This window comes from Streptomyces sp. NPDC030991 (assembly GCF_055571235.1).
Window position 1 is genome coordinate 163241 of sequence record NZ_JBVIFR010000014.1, and the last position, 12946, is coordinate 176186.

Annotated in this window: 11 protein-coding genes; 6 read left to right on the forward strand and 5 right to left on the reverse strand. The window is 73.5% G+C overall.

Annotated features, from left to right (window positions below; all coding sequences use genetic code 11):
* Nucleotides 1-5 precede the first annotated feature (5 nt).
* From ACZ45E_RS25950 to ACZ45E_RS25960, 3 genes are all read right to left on the reverse strand, one after another.
* Nucleotides 6-506, reverse strand: coding sequence for an SCO4402 family protein (locus ACZ45E_RS25950; protein ID WP_468224604.1), 501 nt, complete (start codon nucleotides 504-506; stop codon nucleotides 6-8).
* A 129-nt stretch (nucleotides 507-635) separates the two neighbouring features.
* A complete protein-coding gene (locus ACZ45E_RS25955; protein WP_468224607.1) occupies nucleotides 636-2147 on the reverse strand; it encodes a hypothetical protein in 1512 nt (503 codons plus the stop codon).
* A 158-nt stretch (nucleotides 2148-2305) separates the two neighbouring features.
* A complete protein-coding gene (locus tag ACZ45E_RS25960; protein WP_468224610.1) occupies nucleotides 2306-3694 on the reverse strand; it encodes a transcriptional regulator in 1389 nt (462 codons plus the stop codon).
* Between the two features lie 313 nt (nucleotides 3695-4007).
* Here ACZ45E_RS25960 and ACZ45E_RS25965 point away from each other — a divergent pair, with 313 nt between their 5' ends.
* The 4 genes from ACZ45E_RS25965 (at nucleotide 4008) to ACZ45E_RS25980 (ending at nucleotide 9018) form a co-directional block, all read left to right on the forward strand.
* Nucleotides 4008-4694, forward strand: coding sequence for a bifunctional DNA primase/polymerase (locus ACZ45E_RS25965; RefSeq protein ID WP_468224612.1), 687 nt, complete (start codon nucleotides 4008-4010; stop codon nucleotides 4692-4694).
* 76 nt (nucleotides 4695-4770) lie between these two features.
* Entirely contained in the window at nucleotides 4771-5553 is a 783-nt protein-coding gene (locus ACZ45E_RS25970; protein ID WP_468224708.1) for an ABC transporter ATP-binding protein, read from the forward strand.
* A complete protein-coding gene (locus ACZ45E_RS25975) occupies nucleotides 5550-7127 on the forward strand; it encodes a transporter (protein ID WP_468224614.1) in 1578 nt (525 codons plus the stop codon). Before ACZ45E_RS25970 ends, ACZ45E_RS25975 begins: the two co-directional genes overlap by 4 nt.
* A 520-nt stretch (nucleotides 7128-7647) precedes the next feature.
* The gene (locus ACZ45E_RS25980; protein ID WP_468224617.1) at nucleotides 7648-9018 is read left to right on the forward strand and encodes a PAS domain-containing protein; all 1371 of its coding nucleotides are present in this window, start codon (nucleotides 7648-7650) and stop codon (nucleotides 9016-9018) included.
* Nucleotides 9019-9039: 21 nt separating this feature from the next.
* Here the strand turns inward: ACZ45E_RS25980 and ACZ45E_RS25985 are convergent, their stop codons facing one another.
* On the reverse strand, nucleotides 9040-9804 hold the full coding sequence (locus tag ACZ45E_RS25985; protein WP_468224618.1) for an SIS domain-containing protein: 765 nt from the start codon (nucleotides 9802-9804) through the stop codon (nucleotides 9040-9042).
* Between the two features lie 213 nt (nucleotides 9805-10017).
* On the opposite strand from ACZ45E_RS25985, the gene ACZ45E_RS25990 reads away from it, so the two are divergent.
* Both ACZ45E_RS25990 and ACZ45E_RS25995 read left to right on the forward strand, forming a co-directional pair.
* Nucleotides 10018-10710 carry a metal-dependent transcriptional regulator gene (locus ACZ45E_RS25990; RefSeq protein WP_468224621.1) on the forward strand — a complete coding sequence of 231 codons (693 nt, stop codon included), beginning with the start codon at nucleotides 10018-10020 and terminating at the stop codon, nucleotides 10708-10710.
* 507 nt (nucleotides 10711-11217) lie between these two features.
* A complete protein-coding gene (locus ACZ45E_RS25995; RefSeq protein ID WP_468224623.1) occupies nucleotides 11218-12081 on the forward strand; it encodes an alpha/beta fold hydrolase in 864 nt (287 codons plus the stop codon).
* 49 nt (nucleotides 12082-12130) lie between these two features.
* On the opposite strand, the gene pdxH is transcribed toward ACZ45E_RS25995, so the two are convergent.
* Entirely contained in the window at nucleotides 12131-12817 is a 687-nt protein-coding gene (gene pdxH, locus ACZ45E_RS26000; protein ID WP_468224711.1) for a pyridoxamine 5'-phosphate oxidase, read from the reverse strand.
* Nucleotides 12818-12946 lie beyond the last annotated feature (129 nt).

A 12946-nucleotide genomic window follows, 5' to 3' on the forward strand; every position in this document is an offset into this window, starting at 1 on the left:
CCGCGCTACGCGGCCCTGGTCATGATCCGCAGCACTTCGAGGGTCCGGGGTTCCTCGTCCGGGTCATCGCCGTCGCTGGTGGCGAGGAGCACATGGGCGTCCCGGGCCGAGCGCACGGCCTCCGGCCACCCCGGGTCGTTCAGATAGGCGGAGACGGGCGCGTCGGGCCCGACCTGGTGCATGATCCGCAGGACCCGCAGGACGGCGGTGTCGACCAGGGCCGCCTCCTGCGCGTCCCTGAATATCGTCCCGACGTATTTCTCGGCCGACCAGTTGTCCAGCCAGGTGTCCTCGACGAGGCGGTACACGGCGTCGGTCACGTCCCCGTACCCGTCGACACCGGCGAGCCAGACGTTCCGCTGGAAGGACGGGTCGGAGAGCATGTGCAGCGCGGAGCGCACATTGCTGCGCCAGCGCCACCACGGCATGTCGTTGAGTGGCATGCCGTCCAGTTTCGTGGAGCGACGGCCACGGCGGGAAGACTTCTCCGAGCTTTGCACGGTCATCGATCGTACGTCCCGCTCCCCGGACCGCCGACCTCCCCCCGCGACGCACCTCCCTGTCACCACGCGCTGACCGCGGGTCACACACCGGGCGGGGACGCGGGGGAACCGTGCGGTTCCGTGGCGCGGGTCCTACAGCTGCACGGCCGTCCGCTGGGTCAGCCCGTACTTAGAGGCGATCGTGTTCCACAGCCCGGCGGCCTTCGACTTCAGGGTGGAGGCCGTACCGCTGGCCGTGTCGCCCGCGTGCCGCTGCGACGTCACCTTGGCCCGCCCCTTGTGGCAGCCCTTCTTCCCGGCGACCTGGTCGCCCCAGGCCGCGTAGTGGCTGTCCGCCGACGCGGAGGCCTTCCACGCCCGGGTGAGCGCGTCCTTCAGCGCGGCGTTGTCGGGGAGCTGGTCCACGGCGAGGGCGTCGAGGCGCGTCACGAGGCCGTTGCGCTGGGTCGCGGCGTCCCGCAGCGCCTGGGAGGCCGGGCCGAGCTCCTTGCAGGCGCCGATGTCGGCGACGGCCCCGACGACCGCTTCCCGGCTGTTGTTGGAGTCGGCGAGCAGCTTGTCGAGGGCGACGGCCTGCGCCTGGGCGGGGTCGGCGGCCGGTGACGACTCCGTGGCCGCGGGCGAGGAGTCGGAGACGGGCTGGGTCGCGTCCGACTTCTTGTCGTCGTCGCCACCGCTGAGCATGGCGCCCGCGCCGACACCGACGACGAGGAGGGCGACACCGATCGCGGCGATCACCGGCACCTTCGAACCGGTGCGGGTCTTGCGGCGCGACGGCTCCGGCTCGTACGCCTGCTGCTGCGGCGGGTACTGGGGCCCGCGCCCCGCCGGAGCCTGCTGGGCCTGCTGCTGCGCGTGCGGGTCGAAGCGCGGCATCTGCTGGGTCGAGGCGGCCACGCTCTCCGGTTCCGTACGGAACAGGGCGTCGAACTCGGCCGGCGGCTGCCGCTCGCCCGGCGCGCCCGGGCGGACGTCGTAGGCGGCGCGCTGCGGCGACGGCGGCGACGGCTGCGACGGCTCCGCGGGCACCGGGGGTATGTACTGGGTCGCCTCGCTGTCCGGGCCGCCCGGTACCGCGTCCGGCAGCGCCCCCGGCATCGGCTGCCGCACCGCGCGCCCGAGGAACTGCGTGGCGTCCGGGGCGGGTGCCTCGGGCGGCAGCGGCGCCGCGGCGTGCCGCCGGGGCTGCTGCGGCTGCTGGGCCTGCTGGTACGGATCCGGCTGGGGGACCGGCGCGATGTACTGCGTGGCGTCACCGTCGAAGGAGCCGCCGTACGGGGCCTGGTAGGCGCCGCCCTGCGGGCCGTCGTAGCCGGTGGGCGCGGCGGGCGGCAGCGGCGCCGCGTGGCCGCGGTGCGGCGGCAGCGGCTGGGCCGGTGCCTGCGGCGGCAGCGGGGCGCCCGCCTGCGGCTGCGCGGCCGGCTGCCCCCACTCGTACGTCGGCATCGGCCCGGCGGCCTGCGCCTGCTGGGACTCGGGCCCCCACGGCTGGCCCCACGGGGAGGCGCCCGTGGGTCCTGCCTGGTCGCCGAACGTGCCCGGCAACAGAGGCTCTCCGCCGTCGGCGGGCAGCACGACGCCTTCGTGTGCCTGCCGTGCCGCGGGAAGATGCGGATCTTCACCCTGTCCGCGCTGCTGCGTCACCGGGACTCCTACGTATGGGGGACCTTCGGAATCGTCGGCTCACGCTACCGGGTTCTCGCACGCCCGTGCTACGCACCTCAAACTCCGGGAGCCTCCCCCGTGGCAGGAGTAACAAAACAAGGCGGCCGGGCGCTGATTACCCGCCCGGCCGACCCGGCTCACGCGGCCTGCAACTCCACGCGCGCCCCGAACTCCCGTACCACCGGCTCCTCCCGGAAGGGTTCGAGCCGTTCCTTGAAGTCCTCCAGGTACTCCGCGCCCCGGTTGGAACGCACCGTGCCCAGCAGCTCGGCGGCCTGGAGCCCGGTGGCGCAGCCCTGTTCCACCTCGCGCTGCTGCACCTGCGCCGTGGCCAGCAGGACGAGCCCGATGGCGCGCCGCCTGGCCCGCGACTCCGGATGCCCGTCGAGCGCTTCCCGCGCACACCGTGCCGCGTCCCGCGCCTGACCCAAGTCCCGGTGACAATGGGCGAGTTCGTCGGCGAGGTAGGCGGGGCCGAAGTGTCCGATCCAGTCCGGGTCGTCCCCGGAGCCGGCCTGCCCCTCGGCCCGCTCCATCGCGCCGAGCGCCGCGCCGGACGCGGCCTGCGCGGCCCGCGCGTCCCCGAGGAGGGCGTGGCCGCGCGCCTCCGCGGCGTGGAACATCGCCTCCGCACGCGGTGTCACGCGCCCGCGCGCCCCCTCCTGCGCGGCGCGGGCGAGCTGGGCGATCTCGCGCGGATTGCCGAGCTGCGCCGCCAAGTGGCTCATGGACGCGGCCAGTACGTACCCGCCGTACCCGCGGTCCCCCGCGGCCTGGGCCAGCCTGAGCGCCTGGATGTAGTAGCGCTGGGCGAGGCCGGGCTGCCCGGTGTCGATCGCCGTGTACCCGGCGAGCTCCGTCAACCGGGCGACGGCGGCGAAGAGTTCCCGCCCCACGGCCTCCCGGTAGGACCCGGCGAGCAGCCCGCTCACCACACTGTTCAGGTAGTGCACCAGCACGGGGCGCACATGCCCGCTGCCGTACTGGTGGTCGAGGTCGGTCAGCGCCCGTGTCATCGCCCGCACCGCCGCCACGTCCGACGGGCCGACCCGCGGCCCCGCGGCCCGCGCGACCTGCGAGTCGGGCACGGAGATCAGCCAGTCCCGGCTCGGCTCGACGAGCGCCGACGACGCCACCGACGACCCGGAGAGGAAGTCCCTGCGCCCCACGTCGCTCCGCCACAGCTCACACACCTGCTCGATGGCGCCGAGCACGGTCGGTGAGAACTGGAGTCCCACGCCCGAGGCGAGGTTCTTGCCGTTGGCCATGCCGATCTCGTCGATCGTCACGGTGCGGCCGAGCTTGCGGCCCAGCGCCTCGGCGATGATCCCCGGGGCCCGTCCCCGCGGCTGCTGACCGCGCAGCCAGCGCGCCACGGACGTCTTGTCGTAGCGCAGGTCGAGGCCGTGCTCCGCCCCGCACATGTTGACGCGGCGGGCGAGGCCGGCGTTCGAGCAGCCCGCCTCCTGGATGAGTGCCTGCAGTCGTTCGTTGGGCTGTCGCGCGACGAGTGGCCGTGCGGCCATGGCGTACCCCCTGCTGTGCCCGTCTCCCGGTGGCCGGCTGCGAGGGCAGCCGGTTCGATGGATCAATGCCCGGCGAAGAAACGGAAGATGCACCACATTTGGGTAGCAAACCACGCACTCGGCGTGTCGCCCTCCGCCGCGGCTCCGTCCTCGGTCTCCTCCTCGGTCTCCCACCGCACTACCCATCCCCCGCCGCCGCCTCGCGTGCGCGCCCCCACCCATGCATCGGTGCGCCCCACATGCGGGAACGATGCTCCTGCCCCGCCCCCGTGTACGCCCGTAACCCCGGGTGACGGCGGGAGTTGAGAACGTCGTGGAAGAGACCATCGCAGGCACCTCGGACGTCACCTCACCCGCCACCGCCGCCGGACAGATCCCCCATCAGCGCGGCGAATCCCTTCTCGACACGGCCGTGCGCTACGCGGAAGAACGGCACTGGGACGTGTTTCCGGGCACCTGGCTGGAGTGCGACGACGGCGTCCAGCGCTGCTCGTGCGGCGACGTCAGGTGCCCGGCGCCCGGCTCCCACCCCGCGCGCCCCGACTGGGCGTCGCAGGCGACCGGCAGCGCGACGGCCGCCCGCCGCCTGTGGGCGAAGCAGCCGACGGCGGCGATCCTGCTGCCCACGGGCCGCACGTTCGACGCGCTCGACGTACCGGAGACCGCCGGGTTCCTCGCGCTCGCCCGCATGGAGCGCATGGAGCTGACCCTCGGCCCGGTCACCCGCACCCCCGACCGCCGCATGCAGTTCTTCGTGCTGCCCGGCGCGAGCCTCAAGGTCCCCGACCTCGTCCGCAAGCTGGGCTGGCCCCCGGCCTCCCTCGACCTGGTCACCCTCGGCGAGGGCGGCTACGTGGCGGCGCCGCCGACCCGCTTCGGCAGCCAGGGCGCCGCCCAGTGGGCCTGCCGCCCCACCGCCGCGAACCGCTGGCTCCCCGACGCGGAGGAGCTCATCTCCCCGCTCGCCTACGCCTGCGGACGCGAGGGGCGGCGCGGTTAGGGGGTGACTGTGCGGGAGCGTCGGCCGACGTATCGTGCGCAGACGCACGCCACCGCCGACGAAGGGACGCACCGAGTTGACCCCGGCCGAGGAGACAGCAGCCGTACGCGTCCACGACCTCTGGAAGTCCTTCGGGCAGCACACCGCGGTCGCGGGGATCGAACTCACGCTGCCCGCGGGCAAGTTCATCGGTCTCGTCGGCCCGAACGGCGCAGGCAAGACCACCACCCTCTCCATGGCCACCGGGCTGCTGCGCCCCGACCGCGGCACCGTGCACGTGGCGGGCCACGACGTCTGGGCCGACCCGGCCGAGGTCAAGGCCCGCATCGGCGTCCTCCCCGAGGGCCTGCGCCTCTTCGAGCGCCTCTCGGGCCGTGAACTCCTCGCGTACACCGGCCGGTTGCGCGGCCTGCCCGGCGAGGAGGTCGACACCCGCGCGGCCCAGCTCCTGGACGTGCTCGACCTCGCCCCGGCCCAGCACAGACTCGTCGTCGACTACTCGACCGGCATGCGCAAGAAGATCGGCCTCGCCGCGGCCCTCCTCCACAACCCCGAAGTCCTCTTCCTGGACGAACCGTTCGAGGGCGTCGACCCCGTCTCCGCGCAGACGATCCGCGGCGTCCTGGAACGCTTCACCCGCGGCGGCGCGACGGTCGTCTTCTCCTCCCACGTCATGGAGCTCGTGGAATCGCTCTGCGACTGGGTCGCCGTCATGGCCGCCGGCCGCATCCGGGCCCAGGGCCCCCTGGCGGACGTCAAGGGCGACGCGGCCTCCTTGCAGGAAGCCTTCCTGCACCTCGTCGGCGCGAACGGGCGGGACGGCGGCGGCACCCTCGACTGGCTGGGCGGCAAGCGATGACCCGCGTCCTCGTCCAGCTCAAACTCGCCCTGCTCCGCAACGGCCTGCGCCAGTCCGCCGGACGCCGCGCCGCCTACATCGCCTCGGTCACCGCCGCCCTGCTGGTCGCGGCGCTCCAGCTCCTCGGCCTCGTCCTCCTGCACGGGAACGCGCACGCCGCCACCGTCGGCATCCTCCTCACGGCCCTGCTCGCGCTCGGCTGGGCGGTGCTCCCCCTCTTCTTCCCGAGCGGTGACGAGACCCTCGACCCGACCCGGCTCGTGATGCTGCCGCTGCGCCCCGACCCGCTGGTGCGCGGGCTGCTCGTGGCCTCCCTCGTCGGCATCGGCCCGCTGTTCACGCTCTGCCTCGCGACCGGCGCGGCGTACGCGTCCGCGCGCGGCCCCGCCGCCGCGGCCGTCGCCGTGCTCGCGGTGCCGCTCACCGTCCTCACCTGCGTCGCGCTCGCCCGGGCCGTCGCCGCCGCCAACATCCGGCTGCTCACCAGCCGCAAGGGCCGCGACCTCGCCGTCCTCAGCGGCCTCGTCGTCGCCGTCGGCGCCCAGCTCGTCAACTTCGGTGTGCAGCGCCTGGGTTCGGCGGGCGGTGTGGGGGCGCTCGACCCGCTCGCGGACGTACTGCGCTGGGTGCCCCCGGCGTCGGCGATCGGCGCCGTCCACGCGGCGGGCAGCGGCTCGTACGCCGTCGCGGCCGCCCAACTCGCGCTCTCCGCAGCCGGGTTCGTCGCCCTGCTCATCATCTGGCGGCGCGCCCTGACCCGCCTGATGACCTCCCCCGACGGGTCGACGATCCAGGCCGCGGAGCCGGGCCGCCGCGGCCGCCGCTCCGGCGCCGGACGCCGGGTGCTCCCCAACGGCCGTACCGGCACCGTCATGGGCCGCACCCTGCGCTACGTGTGGCGCGACCCCAAGACCAAGGCCGCCTGGGTCACGTCCCTCGCCATCGGCCTGATCGTCCCGGTCTTCAACGCCCTCCAGGGCACCGGCTCCGTCTACTTCGCGTGCTTCGCCTCCGGCATGCTCGGCATCCAGATGTACAACCAGTTCGGGCAGGACACGTCCGCGTTCTGGATAGTGGCCATGTCGATCGCCTCGCCCCGCGACGCGTACCTGGAGATGCGCGCCCGGGCCCTGGCGCTGCTCCTCATCACGCTGCCCTACGCCACTCTCGTCACCGTCGTCACCACGGCGATGCTCGGCGCCTGGGCGGACCTCGCGGAGGTCCTGGGCCTCTCCTTCGCGCTGCTCGGCGCGATGCTGGCGACGGGCGCCTGGTCCTCGGCCCGGTTCCCGTACTCGATCCCGCAGGAGGGCTACAAGAACGTCGCCCCCGGTCAGGCCGGCCTCGCCTGGATCTCCATCTTCGGCGGCATGGTGGCCGCGGCCCTGCTCTGCGCCCCCGTCCTCGCGCTCACCGTCGCCCTGCACGCGACGGGCGCCGACGCCTGGTCCTGGACCCTCCTGCCGGTCGGCGCGGTCTACGGCGCGGCGGTGACCGCCCTCGGCCTGCGGCTGGCGGCCCCCCGCACGGCGTCGCGGCTGCCGGAGATCCTCACGGCGGTGAGCAAGGGCTAGGAAGCCCGGAAAAGCAGGCCACCGGAAACGGCCCCGGAAACGCGGGCGACCCGCGAGCCATGGTTCCTCCCGTACGAGACGGTCGGAAGCCGGCCGGACGTACCGGCGGCTCGCGGGTCGGGTGACTGCTTGGGAATAGGGCCGGCTGCACGCACAACACACGTGCTGGTCCGGCGCCGAATTCGAGTCGCGACGACGGGCCGCTAGCCCGCAGTCACCTCAGACGTCCGGCATTCATACATGCTCCGAACCACCTCCTCTCCTCTGTGCGACACAGCCTACGAACCGGTGCCACGGCGCTCAACCGGTTTTTCCAGACCGTGGGAAACCGGCCCGGGCCGAGGGTCGTGACCGGGGTGGCCCTCGGACTCCGGCCGGGCAGGGGGCATGCTGGGGGTGTGCTGGTATGGGATTTCGCGAAGTTGACCGAACTCCGTGTGGGATGCGTCACGTTCGAGTTGAATGATCTGGAGCAGTACGAGGATGTCGTCGCGCCGACACAGCCCGCAGGGGGTGCCAGGTGAGTGCTTCCCGGCGTAGTGGGACCGCCGATGCGCTCGGGCCCGATGAGCCCGGGCGGGACGGGGCCGATCTGCTGGCCGCGTTGCTGGACGGGATGGACGCCGCGTTGTGCGCTTTCGACGCCGACGGGGTCGTGACCCATTGGAACCGGGAGGCCGAGCGGATTCTGGGCTGGTCCGCGGCGGAGGCCGTGGGGCGTACCGGGTTCGCGGGGTGGGCCGTGCGGTCGGCCGACGCGGACGAGGTGCAGGGGCGGCTGCTGGCGGCGATGCACGCGCCGGGCCGACAGGTGAACGAGTTCGCGCTGCTGACCAAGGACGGGGGGCGCGTTCTCGTACGTACGCAGTCCGCCGCGGTCCCGGGGCCCGACGGCAAGCCCGCCGGGGTGTACTGCGCCTTCAGCGAGGTGCACGCGCAGATCGATCTGGAGCGGTCCATCGCCTTGAGCGAGGCGCTGTTCGAGGACGCGGTGTGGGGTGTGGTGCTGGTCGACGCCGATCTGCGGCCGGCCGTGGTCAACGCGCATGCCGCGCGGGCGCTGGGTTCCGGGCGGACGGCTCTCCTCGGGCGCCCGCTCGGCGATCTGATCTCCCAGGGCGTGGAGGAGCTGGAGAGCGCGCTCAACCACGTGCTGTCGGAGGGTGAGCCGCCGGCGCCGATCGAGGTGTGGGTGACGTTGCGGCTGCCGGAGGGCGGCCAGGAGCGCAGGTGCTGGCGGAGCGGCTTCGTGCGGCTGGCGTCGCCGCTGGCCGAGGAGCCGGTGCCGCTCGGGGTCGGCTGGCTCTTCCAGGACGTGACCGACGCCAAGCTGGTCGAGCAGGACGCCGCTCAACTCCGGTTCCGGGCCAACCAGTTGCACCGCGCCGCGCGCGCCGCCGCCGAGTGCGAGGAGCCTGCCGAGGCGGCGACCGTGCATCTGGACTTCGCGCTGGCCGGGTTCGCCGACCACGCGGTGATCGACCTGGTGGTGAGCGAGGAGCCGCCGCGGCTCGTGCGCGCCGCCGAGACGCCGTCGGGTGCGCCCGGGGCGAGTCTGCTGGTGACGCGGGGCGCGCTGCCCGTGCGGTACGCGGACGGGCATCCCGCGTTGCAGTGCGTGGACCGGGCGGGTTCGGTGCGGGCCGGGGCGCCGGAGCCGGGCGGGGCCGGCGCGGCGCAGTGGGCGGCGGCCCGGCAGTGGCCGGAGGGGTCGGTGTACGCGCTGTGCGCGGTACTGCGCAGCCGGGGGCGGACGCTCGGGGTGGTGACGTTCCTGCGGGGGGTCAGCCGGGCCCGGTTCGAGCGGGGCGACGCGATGTACGCGGAGAGCGTGGCGGTACGGATCGCCGCCGCGGTGGATCTCGCGGGCCTGGGTCCGGCGAAGGGCTGAGGTCCGGGCGCGCCTTCGGGTTCAGTGCTGGTAGAAGATGCGGTCGCGGTACTCGGCGAAGACCTTGGCGTTCCAGGCGTGGCCCCCGTCCACGTTGCCCGAGCGGAGCAGCGGCGGCTGGATGCCGCGGTCGGCGAGGGTGGTGGCGCAGGTGGCCAGGGTGGCCTGCATGAGGGCGCTGGTGGTGACCGTGGAGGCGGAGGCGAAGGGGGCGTCGATGCCGTCGTGGCCGAGCTCCGCGTCACCGACCTCGATCTTGGAGTCCAGAACGAGGTCGCAGTGGTCGCGCAGGTACGTGCCGGAGGCGTGGCGGGACTTGGGGGCGTCGGGGCCGGTCGCGTAGGCGAGGGAGGTCACGCCGATCACCTTCAGGCCGAGGGCCCGGGCGTTCATGGCCATCTCCACGGGCAGGGCGTTGCGGCCGGAGAGGGAGATGATGACGAGGGCGTCGCCCGCGGTGGCGGGGCTGGAGTCCAGGACGGCGGCGGCCAGGCCGTCGACGCGCTCAAGGGCGGAGCCGAGGGTGGCCGGCATGACGTCCACGCCGACGGCGCCGGGGACGGCCAGCAGGTTCATCAGGGCGAGGCTGCCCGCGCGGTAGACGACGTCCTGGGCGGCGAGCGAGGAGTGGCCGGCGCCGAAGGCGAAGAGGCGGCCGCCCGCGAGCACGGTGTCGGCGAGCAGGGTGCCGGCGGCGGTGATGTTCTCCGTCTCCTCGTCGCGGACCCGCTGGAGCAGGCCGATCGCGGTGTCGAGGTACTGCGTGGCCGGCTTGCTCTCGCGCATCGGCGTAGCCCCTTGCGTCGTGGTGTCGCGGATCACGGTGCGGTCTGGACCAGGGCTGTGTCAATACGCTTCCGGGCGCTGTCGGGCCGCTGTTTCCCCGGCGCGGGACGGTTGTCAGCGGTATGCGTCAGAATTGGGGGCAGGGCCAGCGCACGAGCGACGCGGCGAGCCAGCGGGGCCGGCGCCGAGCAGAGAGCTACACGAGGGGCACGTATGTCCGGACTGATCGACACCACGGAGATGTACCTCCGCACCATCCTCGAGCTCGAAGAGGAAGGTGTGGTCCCCATGCGCGCCCGGATCGCCGAGCGGCTCGACCAGAGCGGCCCGACGGTCAGCCAGACCGTGGCCCGTATGGAGCGGGACGGCCTGGTCGCCGTCGCCGCCGACCGGCACCTGGAGCTGACGGACGAGGGCCGCCGGCTCGCCACGCGCGTGATGCGCAAGCACCGGCTCGCCGAGTGTCTGCTGGTCGACGTGATCGGCCTGGAGTGGGAGCAGGTGCACGCGGAGGCGTGCCGCTGGGAGCACGTGATGAGTGAGGCCGTCGAGCGGCGCGTCCTGGAGCTGCTGCGGCACCCGACGGAGTCGCCGTACGGGAACCCCATCCCGGGCCTGGAGGAGCTGGGCGAGAAGGACGGGGCGGACCCGTTCCTGGACGAGGGCATGGTCTCGCTCTCGGAGCTGGACGCGGGCGCGGACGGCAAGACGGTCGTCGTGCGGCGTATCGGTGAGCCGATCCAGACGGACGCGCAGTTGATGTACACGCTGCGCCGTGCGGGCGTGCAGCCCGGTTCGGTGGTCAGCGTGACGCAGTCGCCGGGTGGCGTGCTGGTGGGCAGCAGCGGTGAGGCGGCGGAGCTGGCTCTGGACATCGCCTCGCACGTCTTCGTCGCCAAGCGCTGAGCGCGGGTCCGCGCGGGACCCTCCTGCCCGGCGCTTCCTCCGCGCGCTGACCAGCGGCTGCAACTGCCGTGACGGGCGAGGCAGTTGAATTGTTTTCAGGCGCGCGGCACCTTCGCGCAGAAAGCAAGATTCACTGCACGGAATCGCAGCGGCGGGACGCCGCACGTGCAAGGCTGTCGCCGTGAGGCATATGACCGGAGGGGGCCTGGTATGGACCTGCCGCTTGAGGTTGAGGGCCCCGGCGCCTGGCGGCGCCGGGGCCTGTCCTCCCCCGTGCTGACCCGGAGCCCCGAGCTCCCAGGGTCATCCCCTGCGGACCCCTTTCCCCGAGCGGTCCGCCTCCCGAGGAAGAGATCCCCTCGGGAGCGCAGGTCATTCCTTGAGCGATGTCACTCGAACGAGGGGTGTTTTCCGACAGCACCAGGAAGACCGCACTTTCGAAAGAATGTTCGATAGCGTGCGGGGGTACGCGACTGCAGGCGCGACCACAAGGAGGTGCCGGGGCCTATGGCACGGCGCATCGACGTGATGGGAGCGGGCGGGATCCGGCTGGCCGCCTGGGAGTTCGCCGATCCGCCCAAGACCGGCGACGGCGGGCGGACGCCGGGAGTCCTGTTGCTGCACGGCCTGATGGGCCGGGCCTCCCACTGGGCGGGGACCGCGCGCTGGCTGGCCGAGCGGCACCGGGCGGTCGCCCTGGACCAGCGCGGGCACGGCCAGAGCGACAAGCCCCCGCAGGGCCCCTACGACCGGGAGGCGTACGTACTGGACGCGGAGGCCGCCCTGGTGCAGCTGGGTCTCGAACCCGCCGTGCTGATCGGGCACTCCATGGGCGCGCTGACGGCCTGGCAGCTCGCCGCCCGCCGCCCCGACCTGGTGCGGGGCCTGGTCATCTGCGATATGCGGGCCTCGGCGCTCGGGGCCGCCTCCCAGCGCGAATGGGAGGACTGGTTCAGGGCGTGGCCGCTGCCGTTCGCGACCCTCGCGGACGTGCGGAAGTGGTTCGGCGAGGACGACCCCTGGGTGGAGCGGCCGAACCCCGCGCGCGGGGAGTTCTACGCCGAGGTGATGACCGAGTCCACGGACGGCTGGCGGCCGGTGTTCTCCCGGCGCCAGATGCTCCAGGCCCGCTCCACCTGGGTGTTCGACGCGCACTGGGAGGAGCTGGCCGCCGTGCAGTGCCCGACGCTCGTCGTGCGCGGCCTCGACGGGGAGCTCGGCCGGGCCGAGTCGCAGGAGATGGTGCGGGTGCTGCCCCGGGGGGAGTACGCGGAGGTGGCCGACGCCGGTCATCTGGTCCACTACGACCAGCCCGAGGCGTGGCGCGCGGCGATCGAGCCGTTCCTGGACGGGGTGCTCGCCGAGTGGTGAGAGTGGTGAGCGGGGCGGCCCGGGGCAGACGCGAATGTGCAGACCAGCCCTAGGGGCTCAGCCGTTCGACGCGCCAGGCACCGGTCTCTGCGCCTGCCCCCGCTCCGACGTACCGCAGTCGGTCGTGGAGCCGGTTCTCGCGGCCCTGCCAGAACTCGACCGTCCGCGGGGTGACCCGGAAGCCGCCCCAGTGCGGCGGCACCGGGATCGCCGAGCCCGCCGGGTAGCGGCTCTGCAACTGCGCGTAGGAGGCGTCGAGTTCGGAGCGGTCCGGCAGGACGGTCGACTGGGCGCTGGCCCAGGCCCCCAGTTGGGACCCGTACGGCCGCGAGTGGAAGTACGCCGCCGTCTCCCCGGGCGACGTACGCGCCGCGGTCCCGGTGACGAGGACCTGGCGGCCCATCGGGTGCCAGGGGAACAGCAGCGCGATGTGCGGGTTGACGGCGAGGTCGCGGGCCTTGCGGGAGCCGTAGTTGGTGTAGAAGACGAAGCCCTCGTCGTCGTACGACTTCAGCAGCACGGTGCGGGAGCTGGGGCGGCCCTCGGCGTCGGCGGTGGAGACGACCATCGCGTTCGGTTCGGCGGGCAGCGCGCCCGGAGCGGCCGCCTCCTTGAACCAGCGGGTGAACTGCTCCATGGGGTGCGCGGCGACGCCGGCCTCCAGGAGACCGCCGTCGCGGGGGCGGTACTGCCTTCGCATCGTGGCGGGATCGGGCACCGGGCCGTCGTCCTCCATGCGACCGGCTACGCGGTCGGCGTCACCGGCCCGGTCCCTGCGATCTGCGTGGTCCGTGCGGTGCGTGCGGTCTGTGCCGTCGTCGTGGGCGCTCACGGCGCCATCCTGCCGCACCCGGGGCCCGTCGGG